15 protein-coding genes are annotated in these 15572 nt (G+C 70.3%); 4 read left to right on the forward strand and 11 right to left on the reverse strand.

Features of this window, described 5'->3' with window-relative positions; genetic code table 11:
- Positions 1-20: 20 nt before the first annotated feature.
- Complete coding sequence (locus tag OG588_RS00880; protein WP_405945576.1) at positions 21-947, forward strand: ADP-ribosylglycohydrolase family protein; 927 nt, start codon at positions 21-23, stop codon at positions 945-947.
- Here OG588_RS00880 and OG588_RS00885 read toward each other — a convergent pair.
- The 8 genes from OG588_RS00885 to OG588_RS00920 all read right to left on the reverse strand — a co-directional run bounded on the left by OG588_RS00885 (position 931) and on the right by OG588_RS00920 (position 8224).
- The gene (locus OG588_RS00885) at positions 931-1143 is read right to left on the reverse strand and encodes a hypothetical protein (RefSeq protein ID WP_405953032.1); all 213 of its coding nucleotides are present in this window, start codon (positions 1141-1143) and stop codon (positions 931-933) included. The two genes, OG588_RS00880 and OG588_RS00885, sit on opposite strands and share 17 nt — an antisense overlap.
- A gap of 53 nt (positions 1144-1196) precedes the next feature.
- Positions 1197-1889, reverse strand: coding sequence for a DJ-1/PfpI family protein (locus tag OG588_RS00890; protein WP_405945577.1), 693 nt, complete (start codon positions 1887-1889; stop codon positions 1197-1199).
- Positions 1890-2013: 124 nt separating this feature from the next.
- On the reverse strand, positions 2014-2634 hold the full coding sequence (locus OG588_RS00895) for a hypothetical protein (RefSeq protein ID WP_405945578.1): 621 nt from the start codon (positions 2632-2634) through the stop codon (positions 2014-2016).
- A gap of 4 nt (positions 2635-2638) precedes the next feature.
- Positions 2639-3547: a carbohydrate ABC transporter permease gene (locus tag OG588_RS00900; protein ID WP_405945579.1), complete on the reverse strand. Its 909-nt coding sequence runs from the start codon at positions 3545-3547 to the stop codon at positions 2639-2641.
- On the reverse strand, positions 3547-4500 hold the full coding sequence (locus OG588_RS00905; RefSeq protein WP_405945580.1) for a carbohydrate ABC transporter permease: 954 nt from the start codon (positions 4498-4500) through the stop codon (positions 3547-3549). The genes OG588_RS00900 and OG588_RS00905 overlap by 1 nt, the downstream gene beginning before the upstream one ends.
- Positions 4497-5816, reverse strand: a complete 1320-nt coding sequence (locus tag OG588_RS00910) for an ABC transporter substrate-binding protein (protein WP_405945581.1) — start codon at positions 5814-5816, stop codon at positions 4497-4499. The genes OG588_RS00905 and OG588_RS00910 overlap by 4 nt, the downstream gene beginning before the upstream one ends.
- A gap of 322 nt (positions 5817-6138) precedes the next feature.
- Complete coding sequence (locus OG588_RS00915) at positions 6139-7536, reverse strand: condensation domain-containing protein (RefSeq protein WP_405945582.1); 1398 nt, start codon at positions 7534-7536, stop codon at positions 6139-6141.
- Positions 7537-7693: 157 nt separating this feature from the next.
- Positions 7694-8224 (reverse strand): FABP family protein, encoded by a 531-nt coding sequence (locus tag OG588_RS00920; protein ID WP_405945583.1) that lies wholly within the window; start codon positions 8222-8224, stop codon positions 7694-7696.
- 378 nt (positions 8225-8602) lie between these two features.
- Here OG588_RS00920 and OG588_RS00925 point away from each other — a divergent pair, with 378 nt between their 5' ends.
- The gene (locus OG588_RS00925; RefSeq protein ID WP_405945584.1) at positions 8603-9598 is read left to right on the forward strand and encodes a phospholipase D-like domain-containing protein; all 996 of its coding nucleotides are present in this window, start codon (positions 8603-8605) and stop codon (positions 9596-9598) included.
- On the opposite strand, the gene OG588_RS00930 is transcribed toward OG588_RS00925, so the two are convergent.
- The 3 genes from OG588_RS00930 to OG588_RS00940 all read right to left on the reverse strand — a co-directional run bounded on the left by OG588_RS00930 (position 9595) and on the right by OG588_RS00940 (position 14450).
- On the reverse strand, positions 9595-10809 hold the full coding sequence (locus tag OG588_RS00930) for a PucR family transcriptional regulator (RefSeq protein WP_405945585.1): 1215 nt from the start codon (positions 10807-10809) through the stop codon (positions 9595-9597). The genes OG588_RS00925 and OG588_RS00930 overlap by 4 nt on opposite strands.
- 35 nt (positions 10810-10844) lie before the next feature.
- Positions 10845-13658 carry an AAA family ATPase gene (locus tag OG588_RS00935; protein ID WP_405945586.1) on the reverse strand — a complete coding sequence of 938 codons (2814 nt, stop codon included), beginning with the start codon at positions 13656-13658 and terminating at the stop codon, positions 10845-10847.
- A 327-nt stretch (positions 13659-13985) separates the two neighbouring features.
- Positions 13986-14450, reverse strand: a complete 465-nt coding sequence (locus OG588_RS00940) for a hypothetical protein (RefSeq protein WP_405945587.1) — start codon at positions 14448-14450, stop codon at positions 13986-13988.
- A gap of 259 nt (positions 14451-14709) precedes the next feature.
- Between OG588_RS00940 and OG588_RS00945 the strand changes: the two genes are divergently transcribed.
- Together OG588_RS00945 and OG588_RS00950 are read left to right on the forward strand one after the other, a co-directional pair.
- Positions 14710-15177, forward strand: coding sequence for a DUF1003 domain-containing protein (locus OG588_RS00945; RefSeq protein WP_405953033.1), 468 nt, complete (start codon positions 14710-14712; stop codon positions 15175-15177).
- Between the two features lie 68 nt (positions 15178-15245).
- Positions 15246-15536 carry a WhiB family transcriptional regulator gene (locus OG588_RS00950; RefSeq protein WP_033279753.1) on the forward strand — a complete coding sequence of 97 codons (291 nt, stop codon included), beginning with the start codon at positions 15246-15248 and terminating at the stop codon, positions 15534-15536.
- The last annotated feature ends 36 nt before the right edge of the window (positions 15537-15572 follow it).

A 15572-nucleotide genomic window follows, 5' to 3' on the forward strand; every position in this document is an offset into this window, starting at 1 on the left:
TCATTAACAGGAGCCCCGCCATGAGCAGTCCGCACCACGCCCACGCCTCCCTCGACGGACTGGTGATGGGGGACGCCTTCGGCGACGGCTGGTTCACGCGGTCCGACGAGCCCGCCGAGGAGTTGCTGGCCGCGCGGGAACTGCGCCCTACGCCGTGGTTGTGGACGGACGACTCGGCCATGGCGTTCGTCCTGTTCGCCCACCTGGTGGCCCATGGCGAGGTCCAACCGGACGTGCTGGCACGGGAGTTCGCCGCCGAGTACGAGCGGGACCCGAGTCGGGGGTACGGCCCGTCCATGCACAGCATCCTGCGCCGCATCGGCGCCGGCGAGAACTGGCAGGCGGTCACCACCGGGCAGTTCGGCGGACAGGGGTCCTACGGCAACGGTGCCGCGATGCGGGTCGCGCCGCTGGGTGCCTGGTTCCGGGACGATCTGGTGGCCGCCACCGAGCAGGCCCGGCTGTCCGCGCTGGCCACTCACGCTCACCCGGAGGCCGTGGCGGGGGCGGTGGCCGTGGCGGTCGCCGCCGCGCTGGCCGCCGCCGGTGCGGGTCAACAGGCCGCCCCGCGTGCCGAGTTCCTGCGGGAGGTCGCCTCGCATGTGCCGGAGAGCGATGTCCGCTCCGGTCTGCTGGTCGCCGCGAACTTCTCCGGGCGGACCTCGGTACGGCACGCGGCGTCCGTGCTGGGCTCGGGGATTCAGATCTCCGCTCCGGACACCGTGCCGTTCGCCCTGTGGTCCGCGGCGGGTCAACTGGACGATCTCCCCGAGGCGTTGTGGCAGACCGTCGCCGGGTGGGGCGACCGGGACACGACCTGCGCGATCGTGGGCGGCGTCGTCGCGGCCCGCACCGGCACGGGCGGTATCCCGTCCGCGTGGTGGGAGGCGCGCGAGGCGATTCCCGACTGGAGCGGCTGGGCCGAGCAGGTCAGTCCGTCCCGGTGACCCGGCGTCGGCCGGTGACCTTGGAGGCCGGGAGGCGACCGGCTTTCGAGGTACCGGTGAGGGCGACGCCGTCGACGGCGACGTCACGCAGAGGCACCTCTTCGCCCACGCCGTGCGCGACTCCGGTGAACTCGTCGCCCTCCCGGCTCAGTTCGACGACGGGCTTGATGCAGCCGACGGGTGTGGCGATGGTCAGGTCTCAGACGCCTTCGATGGACATGAGTGGTTCCCTCTCCTGGTGGGCGGCAATTACAGGGCGGCAGGCATCGGACCCTGGGCCCGCCAGACGGTGCCCCGGCGTTCGTACGCGAACAGTTCCTCTACGGCGTGGGCGACCAGCGGACCGATCTCGCGCTCCAGCAGATACAGGCCCAGATCGAGGCCGGAGGTGACACCGGCGCCGGTGACCAGGTCGCCGTCGTCGACGACGCGGGCGTGGACGGCGTGAACGCCGGTGGCTTCGAGCATGTCCAGGCCCAGGTGGTGGGTGGTGGCGTTGCGTCCCTCGATGAGTCCGGCCATGGCCAGGACCAGCGAGCCGCCGCACACCGCGGCCATGGTGATCCGCGGGTTGTCCATGGCGGCCTTCAGCAGGCCGGGCAGTTCGGTGGTCAGGGTGCGTCCGAGCAGGACGGGGATGAACTCGTCCTGCTGCCACGCCGGTTCACCGCCGGCGTCGATGTCGGGCACCTCGCCCGGCTCCCCGACCCGACCGGAGGCCCCCGGCACGAGTACGAGGCCGGAGCGGGCCGGGTCGAGGGTGCCGGTGGCCCGCAGCATCAGACCACCGGTGCCGCTGATGACGTCCCGTGGGCCTTCGGCCGAGACCAGTTCCACGGTGACGGCGCCGTCCGAGGCGCTGCCGCCGGCGTACAGGACCTCATAGGGGGCGACGACATCGAGTGGGTCGAAGCCGTCGAAGAGAACGATCTGGACATGCATGGGGCGTCTTCCGCAGGAGGGCGAAACCGGCGATCACCGGCCTCGCCTTCGACGGTAGAAGGGGGTACGGGAGGCAACCAGAGGGCACGGTGACAGGGGCCGACGAGATCCCGCCACCGCCCGTCTACCTTCCTGGATCCGGGTCGGCCGGAGGCTCGCTACGCAGTTCTACCGCCGTGATCGCGAAGGCCAGTGGACCGGGCAGCAGCAGGGCGAGCAGCGGCAGCATCCACACGAACGCGACGCACAGCCCGACCGCCGTCACGATCAGCGCGCAGCCCACCGGATCCGTGGCCGATCGTGCCATGGACCTGCTCAGAGCCGGGCGCCAACCGCACGCCACCTCCGGATCGGCAGCCGCGCGCAGGGCGACGACGAGTCCGGCCACCGCGACAGCGATCAACGCCCATGACATCGGACGGGCGCCGGGGAGACCCGCCCCCGCGAGCGCGAGGTCGAGGACGACCAAGGTCACCGCCGCGAACACCGCCACGCCCGCGAGCAGCACACGGCGCAGTCCATGAGCCCGGAACTCACCGACGTACTCCCCCGTGCTCACCGACCGGTCCTCGCGGATCGACCGTCGCAGGACGGCGCAGGCCGCGGCGAACGCCGTAGGAGCCGTGATCAGGGGGAGGGAGGCGACCGCCGCCGCCACGCCGACGGCGAGCATGTCGGCGAAGAGGGTGAAGCGGGGGCCGAACAGCTCGCCGGGTTCCCGGCGTTGGGGTGCGAGGGAACTCATCGGCTCAGCCCTTCAGTCCGGAGGTCGCCATGCCCTCCACCAGGTAGCGCTGGAAGGCGAAGAAGAACAGCACGATGGGCACGATCGAGATCACCGACATCGCGAACATCGGGCCGTAGGCGGACGTGCTGGACTGGTCGACGAAGTTGCGCAGGGCCAGGGTGATCGTGAACTTCTCCGGGTCGAAGAGGTAGATCAACTGAGTGAAGAAGTCGTTCCAGCTCCAGATGAAGGTGAAGATCGCGGTGGTGATCAGCGCCGGGCGGGTCAGCGGGAGGACGACCGACCAGAAGATGCGGAACGGTCCGCAGCCGTCGATGCGGGCGGCCTCGTCCAGTTCGCGGGGCAGGCCGCGCATGAACTGGACGATGAGGAAGACGAAAAAGGCCTCCGTGGCAAGGAACTTGGGCAGGATCAGCGGCCAATAGGTGTCCACCATGCCGAGTTTGTTGAAGATGATGTACTGCGGGATCAGCACGGCGTGGTGCGGCAGCATCATCGTGGCGATCATGAAGCCGAACATCGGGCCCCGCATCCGGAACCGCAGCCGGGCGAAGGCGTAGGCGGCGAGGGAGCAGGACACGACGTTGCCGATGACCGAACCGACGCTGATCAGCAGGGAGTTGAGGAGGAGGCGGGAGATCGAGACGCCGCTGATTCCGTCGAGGGCGGTGGTGTAGTTCGACCACTCGATGTGGCTGGGCAGCAGCTTGAGGCTGGTGAGGACCTCGTTCGCCGGCTTGAGCGAGGTGGCGAGCAGCCAGACCAGCGGGTAGAGCAGGACGAGGAGTACGGCCACCAGGCCGAGGTGTTTCGCGATCGCCGCGGTGCGTGTGCGGCCGGAGTCGTTCTTGAGTCCGGAGCTGTTCTTGAGGCCGGCGGCACTCTTCACGTCGGGCACGGTCGTGGCCATCAGGCCCCCTCGTTGGCGTAGAAGACCCAGGAGCGTGAGGTCCTGAAGAGGACGAGCGTGACCGCGCCGATGGCCAGGAGCAGGACCCAGGCCATGGCGGAGGCGTAGCCCATGTGCGAGGCGGTGAAGCCTCGTTCGTAGAGGTAGAGCGTGTAGAACTCGGTCGAGTCGGCCGGTCCGCCGTTGCCGCCGCTGATCGCGAAGGCGGGGGTGAAGACCTGGAAGGACTGGATGGTCTCCAGGACGAGGTTGAAGAAGACCACCGGGGACAGCATGGGCAGCGTCACGGACACGAACCGCCGCCACCGTCCCGCGCCGTCGAGCGCGGCGGCCTCGTACAGGTCGGCCGGGATCTGCTGCAACCCGGCGAGGAAGATGACCATCGGGGCGCCGAACTGCCAGGCGGAGAGCAGCGCGACGACGAACACCGCGAGGTGCGGGTCGGAGACCCAGCCGCCGGTGTGGATGCCGATGGAGGACAGGAGTTCGTCGACGGTGCCGCCGTCGTTGTAGAGGGCGCGCCAGACCAGCGCGACCGCCATGCTCGCGCCGAGCAGTGAGGGGGCGTAGAAGGCCGAGCGGTAGAAGCCCTTGGCCTTGCGGGTGTTGCTGAGCAGCAGCGCTACGCCGAGTGCCAGGGCAAGTTTGAGGGGGACGGCGACCACGACGTAGAGGAGGGTGGTGCCCACCGAGCGCCAGTACCTCGGGTCCGCGGTGAACATGTCGCTGTAGTTGCGCAGTCCGACCCACTTGGGTGGGTCGAAGAGGTTGTAGTCGGTGAACGACAGATACAGCGATACGGCCATGGGTGCGAGCGTCAGGAGGACGACTCCGAGGATCCACGGCGTGAGGAAGATGTAGGCGGGGCCGCTGCGTTGGCCTCGCTTGCGGTGTTCCGGTGGGGTCGCGGTGGCGGGTGCGGTACGGGGCGGTGGGGTTGCCGTGGTGGTCATCGCAACTCCCGCTTCGCCTCGGCGACATACTCCTCGGCGGCGCCTCGTGGGCTCTCCATGCCGTAGGAGACGCGCTGGTAGTCGCGGGTGAAGGAGACCTGGAGGACGATGTCGCCGCGGGGCGGTGCGATCGGCGGGGCCGACGTGCCGTGGGCGGCGATCGTGCGGCCGTAGTCGTAGACCTCTTTCTCCGGGCCGGTGAGGCCCTTGCCTATCTCCTCGGCGATCTTCTCGTTGGGGGGTGTGGAGCGGGTGACACCGAGGATCTTGCCCGCGGCGGGGTCGTTGAGCAGGAAGTCGATCAACTCGGCCGCCTCCTTGGGGTGTTGGGTTCCCGCGCCCGCGCCGATGAGCATGGTCGGCTTGAAGTACTGGCCCACCTTGCCGTCGGTCGTGGGGACGGGCGCGAAGTGGACCTGGTCGCCGAGCAGGGGCGGGTAGCCGAGGAAGGGGGCGTCCCAGTTGAAGTCGGTCGCCGCGATGCCGCGCCCCATCGGGGTGTCCTCGACCGCGCCGCCGACCTGGGCGGTGTCCCTGGCCTGCGAGACGATGCCCGCGCGGCGCAGCTTGTCGGTGAAGGTCCAGAAGTCGGTCAAGTCGTCGGCGGTGAAGCCGAGTCGGCGCTCCGAGGCGTAGAGCTCCTTGCCCCTGCTGCGCAGCCAGGTCTCGAAGGCGTCCTCGTTCACACCGAGGTCGGAGAGGCCGGTGTAGGCGTGCCCGTTGGGGCCCTTCATGCCGAGCGCGCTGATCCTCTTGCCCGCCTCGGCCCAGTCGTCCCAGGTCCAACCGGGTCGGGGCGTGGCGACTCCGGCCTTCTTGAAGACGGTGGCGTCGTAGACGACGCCGGTCGTGCCCTTGCCCATGGGGAGGGCGTACTGCTTGCCGTCGTAAACACCCGTGCGGGTCAGGGACTTGTCGAAGTCGGCGGTCTGGAGCGTGCCGTTCTTGAGATAGGGGCCGAGGTCCAGAAGGGTGCCGCTGCCCGCGTACTGGGATATCTGCCGGTAGTCGAGCTGGGCCACGTCGGGCAGGTCACCGCCGGCCGCCTGGGTGGCGAGCTTCTGCACATACGCCGGGTAGCCCGCGTAGGAGGTGCGCACCGAGATGTTCGGGTGGCGCTTCTCGAAGAGGGCCACGGCGGCGTTGGTGCGTTGCGCGCGGTCGTCGTTGCCCCACCAGGCGAAGGTGAGTGTCACTTTCCCGCCTGCCGCCGTGCTCGCTCCGCCGCCGTCGGAACAGCCGGCGAGAAGGGGGGCGAACAGGGCGCCCGCGGCGGCGCCGAGGACAGCTCGTCTCCGGAAACTGGGTGGCGTCATGGCGATGCCTCCTGAGTGGGGCGTGGACATCGTTGTCTGAGGTCAGGAGTTGTTGCCCGGTCCGGCAGAGCGTGGGGGGAACGGACGGATGACACGGCACGAGAGCGCGACCCGTCGGGCCGTGCTGGATGAACGGCGGGGGTATGGCAAGCGCTTTCGCCTTGCGAAGAACGTAGATCCCGTCCGTCCGGTCGGTCAACGGTGCTGCACTACATGTTTGTTCGGACATGGGGCACGCGCGCACAGGTCGGCACACGTGCCCCAGGCCGGATTCGGCCCCGCCTGCCGTACGGGGAGGGCCCGAAAGCCGTACAGGGAGGAGTTAGAGACGCACGGCCGACGCCTGCCGGGCCACCTCGACGAACCGCTCCCGGACCAGCTCCATGCACAGCCGCATGTTCTTGTCCGCGATGACGTTGTCCGGGATGCGGCACGCGAACTGCAGGCCCTCGTGGACCCGGGTCACCCACGCGCACACCTGGTCGCCGTACGACACCCGGATCAGTCCGTACGCCTTCAGCTCCTGCCAGCGCTCCGAACCGGGCAGGGCGCGCGAGTCGACGTAGGAGACGATCGAGTACAGGTCGGGGGACGTGGGCCGGAAGTCGGCGCCCAGCAGGCGCAGTACGCGAGCGATGGGCATACGGGCCAGCGGGCGGTTCTCGCGGAGGGTGGCGCGGACCATGCGCAAGGCGTGGTCGAAGTCCGTGGCGTGCTCGACGGGGATCTCGATCGGCGCGCCGCCCACGTACCAGCCGACCGAGTCGGCCCAGCGGGACTTGGCGCGGGTGTGGAAGGGGACGACGGTGCGGTACACGTCGAGGCCGCTGATCTCGCGGGCGGCCAGCGCTACGGCCGCGAGGATGCCGACCAGGCTTCCGCCGTACGGGCGGCAGTACGCCTCGAAGGCCGCCGCGTCCGTCTCGTCGACGAGCATCTCCTGGAGGAACTTCTGCGTGGGCAGCGGTCCTTCGGGGTCGAGGCCGAGGTCGACGGGGAAGTTCGGCAGCTTGCCGTCGCAGCGGGCGATGAACTCGCGCCAGCGGGAGACGACGGTGTGCGTGTCGTCGATCTGGTCGGCGTCCGTGCGCTCGCCCGCGCAGAAGTCGATGTAACTGGCGACGGGCGCCGACTCGACGGCCCTCCCGGCGAGGCCGGCCTCGTACAGCTCGTGGACCTCGCCCGCGATGCGATGCAGCGAGTAGGCGTCGACGTTGCTGTGGTCGAACGCCAGGTAGACGCTCGTGCCGTCGTCCCGGACGACCGCCGCGAAAAGGAAGTTGGGCCAGGTGAGCGCGTCCGCCGCCACATCGAAACGGTCCTGCATGTACCGGGTCAGCGTCACCGCGTCCGCGAACTCCCCCACGTCCTCGCGGTGCAGGACCACGGCGTCGGCGTCCAGGGTGAAGCGGCGCATCTCGTCACCGGCCCACCGGAAGCCGCTGCGCAGCGTCTCGTGCCGGAGCATCCAGGACCGCAACGCGCCCTGGAGCACGTCGAGTTCGATCCGCCCCGGCATGTCGAAGGCGGTACCGAGCCAGGTCGGCACGAACAGCCCGTCCTCGCGCACCGAGCGCGCCGTACGGATGTGGGACTCCTGCACGTACGCCGGTGGCCGCGCGTCGTCCGGAAGGGCCCGCGCCGCTCCTACGGCCGTCGGGTGCAGCGTCCACTCGACGAGTCGTCCGGGTCGGATCTCGCACCGCTGAAGGTCACTCATGCGCACAGGGCTCTCCGTTCGCCTGCCCACGGGAGGCCGCCGGGCACCACTGTCGATCCACGCCTCCATGCCGCTCGGGCACCGCTCACTGCATGGGAGATCAACGATCGGATATTCGGAAAGCAACGCTGTGAACAGGCTTGCTGATCAGTTCATTTCAGCCGGTGCGGTGGAGCTGCGCCGCGAGATGGTGTCGCAGCGGTTGTCCTACGGCTTCCAGGTCGTGGGCGAAGGTGAGCGTGGTGGCGTCGGTCAGGGTGTAGCGGCGGCGGGTGGCGGTGACCTTCTTGGCGGTGGGGGTGAGGGCGATCTCGTGGGTGGCGAGGTCGACCGTGTCGCCGGTGGCGGTTCCGACGAGGATCTCCGCGATACCGGTGGGCTGGGTGATCAGTGCCTCGATCCGGCCGTCTGGTTGCAGGCGCCACCAGCCACTCTCGCGGGCTGCGGGGCGTACCGGTGCGTTGTCGGCGTCGAGGATCCAGGCTCGGGCCTCGTAGTGCAGGAAGGGGCGGCCGTCGTGGGTGAAGGTGACGTCCTGGGCGTAGGTGAAGTCGCCGTCCAGCGTGGGGTATTCGCCCTTGCCCTGGCCGTGCCAGTGGCCCAGGAGGGCGAGGACGGGGGTGAGCAGGGGGTGGGGGGCGGGTTTCTCGTCCGGGTGGTGGGCGTCGGGGTATGGGAGGTCGGACACGGGGTGCGCTCCTGGTGTTGATGCGTGGGTCGGTGCGCAGCCTAGGCGCTCCGCTCGTAGTGCCCCGATATGCCGTCGTTCCCGTGCCGCATCGTCGTGGCTGGTCGCGCCCACGCGGCGGAGCCGCAAATCGACACAGCCCCGCGCCCCTTTGGAGCGCTGTAGTTGACCCGTGATTTGCCGGCTACGAAGTTTTTGCTAACTCGCGGGGACCCCATGAACCGGCCCCCACCTGCACGGAGTCCTCTTTGTCCACCCGAACGCGCGGCCGGTAATGGTGAGTTCACCTTGCTCCCCTTCCACCTCGTTCTACGCGCGTGGTGTCATGCACCTGCCCGCCACCCCCCACGTGGGCATCAACTCGACTAGGAGTCACGCATGTTGAGGACGTTCCTCGGCCGCGCGGGTGTCGCGCTGGCAGCCGGCGCCACCCTCTTCGTCACGGCAGTCCCCGCCAACGCCGCGACGTACACCGCCTTCGCCTTCTCCCAGGCCGGTACCACCCAGCCGACCATCTACGACTTCATCAACTCGGCCACCTCCTCGCTCGACATGACGATGTACGAGCTGGAGGACACCACCGCCGTCAACGACCTGATCGCACTGAAGAACAAGGGCGTCACCGTGCGGGTGGTCCTGGACCGCGCGCACCAGTCCGCCAACAGCTCGGCGTACACGGCGCTGACGAACGCGGGCGTGGGCGTGGTGTGGTCGCCGTCCAGCTTCGTCTACACCCACCAGAAGACCATCACCGTGGACGCCACCAAGTCGCTTGTCCTGACCGGCAATCTGACCTCCCAGTACTACTCGACCGGCCGCGACTACGGCGTCTTCACCGACGACACCCGTGACGTCGCCGCGATCGAGAAGGTGTTCAACGCGGACTACGCCGGTACCTCGATCACCCCGACCGACGGCGACCACCTGCTCTGGTCCCCCACCGACTCGCGCAGCCGTCTCCTCACCGTGATCAACGCGGCCACCACGACGCTCGACGTCGAGGAACTGGAGTTCAGCGACAGCACGGTGGTCAACGCGATCGTCGCCAGAGCGAAGGCGGGCGTGACCGTACGGGTGGTGCTGGAGACCCCGGCCGACTACTCCAGCGAGGTCTCCGCGATCAAGGCGGCCGGCGGCACGGTCGTCGGCTACTCCGACCCCGACGGCTTCTACATCCACGCCAAGGCCATGGTCGCCGACTACGGCCTGTCCACCCAGGAGGTGGAGGCGGGTTCGATGAACATCAGCAGCAACTCCCTCTCCAACAACCGGGAGTTGGGCATCATCCTCACCGGCACGGGAGTGGCCCAGTCCGTCGCCACCACCATCGAGACCACGTTCAAGAGCGACTACGCGGGCGGTACCGCCGCCTAGGGCTTCCGTGTGTCGTCGGTCGGCTCCGGGGTCGGGGGCCTCGGAGTCTGGCGTACGGCACGCAGGGCGAGGGCGAGTTCGGTGATGCCGCGGGGATCGGTCAGGGAACGGCCGGTGCGTTCGGTGATGCGGCGCAGGCGGGTGCGGACGGTGTTGGGGTGGACGTAGAGCTGTTTGGCGGCCTCCTCGGCGGAGCCGCCGCAGTCGAACCAGACGTCCAACGTGTCCAGCAGCAGGGCGCGTTCGTCGGCGGGCAGGGCCTCGATGGGGCCGAGGACCCGGGTGGCGACGCGGGCCATGACGTCGGGTGCGCCTGCCGTGGCGACCGCGAGCGGTGAGTCGTCGAAGACGGTCACGGCGCTGGTCTCCGCGTCGCCGCCGCGCATCGCGACCTTGGCGAAGCGCAGGGCGTCGCCGGTGCGGTTGAGGTCGTCGTAGGAGGGGCTCACGCCCACGCGTCGTTCCGCGTGGTCGCGCAACACCTCGACCAGGTCGGGCAGATCCCGCGGGGTGCGCAGGTGCACGATGCCGAGCTGGAGGTCGGGGCGCAGGCGCCAGGCGGAGCGGATGCCGCGCCGGGTCAGGAGGTCCGCGATGTCCGGCAGGGCCTGTCGGCCGATCCGCGGCACCTCGGCGGCGACCACGGTGAACGGACCGCCGCGCGGCACCCGCAGGACCTCCGCGGCGGACCACACGGCGTCGGCGTCCATGCTCCTGCCCTCCAGGAGGGCCTCCACCAGCGCCGAGCGTTCCTGCTCGCCCGCGAGGAGCCGCTGGGCCACGGCGTCGTGGTATCCGGTGACCATGGCCTCGGTGATGCCGTCCTGGATCTCCCACATGGCGGTGGCGGCCGCGACCAGAACGTCGTTGCCCACCAGGGCGGTTGTGGTGGCCTCGGCGACGACCGACTCCCAGAAGTACTTCACGCCGACGCGGTAGGCCGTCATCACGGTGGGCAGCGGCACGTTCTGCCGGGCGCGGCGGCGGCCTATGTCGGCCGCGGCCTCCGTGTCCAGGGGTACCTGCCCGGTGAGTGCCTGGAGCGCGTTGCTCACGTGGGTCCGGCAGGCCTCCTCCAGGTCCTCCTCGGGCACCGCGTCGTAGTGGTACTCCCGTGAGCCGGCGCGGATCCGCGCCGCCATCTCCTTCGCCAGTTCCCCGACGCGTTCGAGCAGCACGGTCGCCAGGGCTCTGATCTCCTTGTCGACCAATGTCTTCTCCGGCTCACTGATCAGACGGGTTCGTTCTACGGTACCGCCGGACCCGCGGCCCGCGCCGTGGCTCCGGGTGACATGGCCTCCAGGGCGGCGCGGAGCGCGGCGCGCGAGGTGATGCCGAGTTTGGGGTACAGCCGGTGCAGATGGGAGCCGACCGTGCGGTGGGAGAGGAACAGCCGCTCGCCGATCTGCCGGTTGGTGAGGCCCACGGCCGCCAGTTCGGCGATCTGCCGTTCCTGCACGGTCAGGGCGGCGGCCGGTGCGGCGGGCCCGCTGGGGGTGACGACGCCGGTGGCGCGCAGTTCGTTGCGGGCCCGCTGGGCCATGGCCTTCGCGCCGATCCGGTCGAAGGTCTCGAGGGCGGCGCTCAGATGGCGGCGGGCGTGGTGGTCGCGGGTGCGGCGCAGCCACTGTCCGTAGGCGAGCTGGATGCGCGCGTGCTCCCACGGCCACCGGGCCGCGTGGGGCAGGGCGAGGGCGGCCTCGAACAGGGGCCCGGCGTCGTCCTCGTCGGCGGCCACGGCCTCGGCTCCGGCGCAGAGCAGCGCGGTGCGCGAGGAGATCCGGTGGATGCCCGCCGTCCGCGCGGCGGCGGCATGATCGCGGGCCTCGTCCGTACGGCCGGTGCGTACGGCCGCCTCGACCAGGTTCAGGAGCAGCCACCGGCCCGGGATGCCGGTGCTCGGTGCGCCGGAGGGATCGATCCGGCCCGCTTGGAGGTGGGCCTCCTCGTAGTCGCCCTGGCCCATGGCCGCGAGGTTGCGGGCCGAGTGGGCGTAGGCCTCCGTCACCTCGATGCCGCGGGGTGCGGCCCAGGTCGTGGTCTCCTCGCTGCGGGTCCGGGCGAGGTCCCCGTCCCCGCGCGCCGCCGCGCCGGGCGCGAGCAGGGCCCGGATCTGCCGCTCCCAGAAGCGGTAGCCGTGGGCCGCCGCCAGGTCGAGCCCCTCCTGAGCCAGGCTCTCGGCCTCGTCCCACCGGCCGTGGACGTAGGAGTCGTGGCAGAGCAGCATCAGCGCGGGGACGGCCATGGCGATCGCACCGCCGTCGCGTTCGCGTTCGATCATGCGGGAGACCAGGTACCGGTGGTCCGACAGGGCGTCCATCGCGACCGCCGCGAAGGCCAGGGGGATCAGTTCCCAGGGTGCCGCGTCGGCGGGCAGCGCCGCGAAGGCGTCGGCGAGGCCCTTGCGCAACGCGTCGGAGGCGGTGGTGGGGTGGACGTACGCCTCGTAGCAGAGGCGGATCGCGGTCATCGCGGTCGGTTCGAACCGGTCCAGCGCGGTCTTGAGGAGCCGCCACGGCTCGGGGCGGTGGGTGTGGACGCTGACGAGGAGCAGCGCGTACAGGATTCCGCAGTGGTCCCAGTCGTCGTCCGTGGCGCCGGCGGCGTTGTCGTCGAGCGCGCGGGCCAGGAGGCGGTGGGCGGCATCGATGTCACCCTCGTCGTGCGTGAGGAGCTGGGCGGTGGCCGCGAAGGCGAGTCCGCCCGGCGGGTCGGCGGCCCGTCCGGCATCCGCCAACAGCCTTGGTACGTCGTCGAGTTGGCCGGTGAACGTCGCGAGGTAGGCGGCCTCGGCCAATCGGCGGGAGCGGTCGTCGGGGTGCGGGCTGAGTTCACCGGCCCGCACGAGAGCTGCGACGGCGGCGGACGCGGCGCCGCGGCGCCGGTCGGAGCCGGCCGGCTCACCGTGCCGCCAGGCCGGCAGGGCCGCTTCGTCCAGCGCCCGGGCCAGCGTCTCGTCCGGTCCGGTCGTGGCCTCGGCCAGGTGCCATGCCCGGCGCTCGGGTACGTCGGTCAGGGCCGCGGCCAGGGAGAGGTGGGCGCGACGGCGTTCGCCGGGGCACGCCAGGTGCACGATCGCGGCGCGGGTCAGCCGATGACGAAAGGTGATGCGGCCCGCGCGCGGGTCGACCTGGAGCAGGTCGGCTTCCCGCGCCGGGGCGAGGGCATCGAAGCCGTCGGCCTCCCCCGCGGCCCGCCGGATCACGGACCGGCCGATACCGGGATCAAGTGCCGCCATGAGAAGGGCCGTTCGGGTCGGCGCGGGCAGTCCCTCGACGCTGGAGGCGAAGGCCGCCTCCAGTCGCCCGGACAACGGCAGGAGCGCGGGGAGCGGGAGGTGGCCCGAGCGCTGCCGGCTGCTCAGCTCCTTCGGCAACTCCCGCAGCGCGAGCGGGTTTCCCGCGGCCTCGGCGAGCATCCGCTGCCGTACCGACGGCCCCAGCTCGGGCCACCGGCCGTCCAGTAACTCGACCGCCTCCGGCTCGGCCAACGGCTCGATCTCCCTTACGGGCAGGTCGAGTTGGTTGCAGAAGCTGCCCGCGCCGGTCCGGGCGGCGGCCAGGAACACGATCGGATGGTCGCTGATCCTGCGGACGACGAAACCCAGCGCGGCCGCACTGGCCCGGTCGATCCACGGCACGTCGTCGGCGATCATCAACAAGGGCCGCTCCACGGCGACTTCACCGAGCAGCGCGAGTACCGCGGTCCCGGCTGCCAACGGGTCGGGCGACGGTCCGGGCGCGAGCCCGAAGATCCGGTCGACGACATCACGGTGGTGCCCGGCGAGCCGCTCGGCGTCCCGGCGCAGCGGATAGAGCAGCTGATGCAACGCCGAGTAGGTCATCCCGGCCTCGAACTCCACGGCGGAAGACCGCAGTACCCGCATCCCATCCGCTATGGCCCGTGCCGCGGCGGCGTCCAGCAGCGCGGTCTTCCCCACCCCCGGGCCGCCGCGCAGCAGCAGGCCGGGGCAGCCCCCGTACCGCCCGGCCGACAGCGCGTCCAGCAGCCGCAACTCGGCCGCGCGACCGACCAGGTCCGCTCCAGGCCGTGAGGTCACCGACTTCCCTCCGTCAAGTTGCTTGCCTAAAGAAATATATCCAGTCGGCGCGAGGGAATGCGCGTGCTCTTCCCTCTACAACAAGATCGTCGCTGATCCAGTGACAGGGGTCGATGTTCCCGGTCACAGCATTTCGAGCCGTCGGCAGTGACCGCCCACACGGCCGCTCCGCCGTCGCGTCGGAACCGCCGCGCGACGACGGAGCGGGGGGCGACATCGCGCCGTACCGACCCGCGAAGAACAGCAGGCCGCGGGTGGTGTCCCACGACCCGCTGCCCCGGCCGTCCGGCCGGCGGCCGCACCCGCGGGCGCGTCAGAGTCCGACGGTCACTGCGCGGCCTCGGCCGCTTCGTCCGCCTCGACCCGCGCCAGCACCGCGTCCAGCGTGGCGTACTCCGCCTCCTCCACGGCCGCGATCGCGAACTCGACGGCGTCGGCGGCGTAGTCCTCGGCCTCGTCGGCGGCGTGGCCCAGCCGCTTCGCGTCGCGCTCGGCCTTGCGGTCCTCCAGTTTCGTGCGGACCGAGCCCACGTGGTCCTGCCAGGACGTCTGTACCTGGTTCCAGCTTCCGGTGACGTTCGCCTTGGCCCGCTGACCGCTCGACTGCAGCCGCTGCGCGCCCTGTTCGGCCTTGTCCTTCGCGTCGGCGACCGCGGCGGACAGCTTCTGCCGGTCCTCCGCGACACTCGCGGCCACGGCGCGCTGGGCATCCTGGGCCTTCTGGGACAGCTCGGCGAGGCGGCCGGCGGGGCCGTCCGAGGTGGCGTTCTTCTGCGGCGTCGGGTCCGACATGGTGATCCCTTCCTTGACGGATACGTCCTGCTCGATGACGCGAGGTACCGAGGTACACGCCTCAACTGACCGTCACTCTTCCGTCGCGCCGCCCCGGCCCGCTTGGGTCAATCGACTCAATGGACGGCGTACAGGCCTGCGGTACGGCCGCGCCCGCAGTCGTTTGACCCAAGGAACCCGCCCGGCCCGTCCCTACGCTGACGGGCGTCTCTCGTGAGCAGCGGATCAAGGAGTGCCCGTGCCCCCTGGAACCAATGGGTTGGACATACGACTGCCGAACGAGCAGGTCGTGCTCGCGCGCATGCGTGGAACCCAGGACCGGATCGCCGACGCGATCACCACCTTCGCCGGAACCATGCAGTTCGTGTATCTGCACGCCCTGTGGTTCGCGGTCTGGATCACCTTCAACGAGGGCCTGTTCGGCCCGTCCGCGGTCTGGGACCCCTACCCGTTCGGACTGCTCACGATGATCGTCAGCCTGGAGGCGATCTTCCTGTCGACCTTCGTGATGGTGAGCCAGAACCGCCAGGCGATCCGCGAGAAGGTCCGCGCCGACCTGGACTTCGAGACCAACATCCGCTCCGAGGTGTGGTCGGCCCACATGGGCCATGTCCTCGGGATCAGCGCCGAGCAGGTCGAGCAGGACGTCAAGACACTCCTGGCGCAGAACCGGGCGAAGATGAACGACTCCGAGCCGATACCGACCGCCCATCGGTCAATCGACTGAAGCCATGACCCAGCCCCGGCGACGACGATGATCCGCACCGGATCGACCCGTCACCGGGAGGAAGCGTCATGATCCCTCGCCACCGCCCTTTCGCCGCCTACTGGGACTGGCAGCAGCACGCCCTCTGCCGGGGCATGGACAGTTCCGTCTTCTTCTCCCCGCCCGGCGAACGCGGCACCGCGAAACGGGCGCGGGAGAAGAAGGCCCGGGCCGTCTGCGGGAGTTGCCCCGTGATCGAGGTCTGCGCCCGCATCGCGATGAACGGCCCCGAGTCCTACGGCGTGTGGGGCGGCATGTCGGAAGGAGAACGCAGCGCGCTTCTGCGGCCGCCCCGTGCGCCCAGACGGAGGCGCAAGTAGCCCTGGAATGACTCCGGAACGGCTCCGGGGCCCGCG

Source organism: Streptomyces prunicolor (assembly GCF_045162825.1).
Taxonomy (GTDB): domain Bacteria; phylum Actinomycetota; class Actinomycetes; order Streptomycetales; family Streptomycetaceae; genus Streptomyces; species Streptomyces prunicolor.

Excerpts from the sequence above, each read along its gene's own strand:
- OG588_RS00880 (WP_405945576.1), top strand. The coding sequence starts at position 21 with ATGAGCAGTCCGCACCACGCCCACGCCTCCCTCGACGGACTGGTGATG.
- OG588_RS00890 (WP_405945577.1), bottom strand. The coding sequence starts at position 1,889 with ATGCATGTCCAGATCGTTCTCTTCGACGGCTTCGACCCACTCGATGTC.
- OG588_RS00895 (WP_405945578.1), bottom strand. The coding sequence starts at position 2,634 with ATGAGTTCCCTCGCACCCCAACGCCGGGAACCCGGCGAGCTGTTCGGC.
- OG588_RS00900 (WP_405945579.1), bottom strand. The coding sequence starts at position 3,547 with ATGGCCACGACCGTGCCCGACGTGAAGAGTGCCGCCGGCCTCAAGAAC.
- OG588_RS00905 (WP_405945580.1), bottom strand. The coding sequence starts at position 4,500 with ATGACCACCACGGCAACCCCACCGCCCCGTACCGCACCCGCCACCGCG.
- OG588_RS00910 (WP_405945581.1), bottom strand. The coding sequence starts at position 5,816 with ATGACGCCACCCAGTTTCCGGAGACGAGCTGTCCTCGGCGCCGCCGCG.
- OG588_RS00915 (WP_405945582.1), bottom strand. The coding sequence starts at position 7,536 with ATGAGTGACCTTCAGCGGTGCGAGATCCGACCCGGACGACTCGTCGAG.
- OG588_RS00925 (WP_405945584.1), top strand. The coding sequence starts at position 8,603 with ATGTTGAGGACGTTCCTCGGCCGCGCGGGTGTCGCGCTGGCAGCCGGC.
- OG588_RS00940 (WP_405945587.1), bottom strand. The coding sequence starts at position 14,450 with ATGTCGGACCCGACGCCGCAGAAGAACGCCACCTCGGACGGCCCCGCC.
- OG588_RS00950 (WP_033279753.1), top strand. The coding sequence starts at position 15,246 with ATGATCCCTCGCCACCGCCCTTTCGCCGCCTACTGGGACTGGCAGCAG.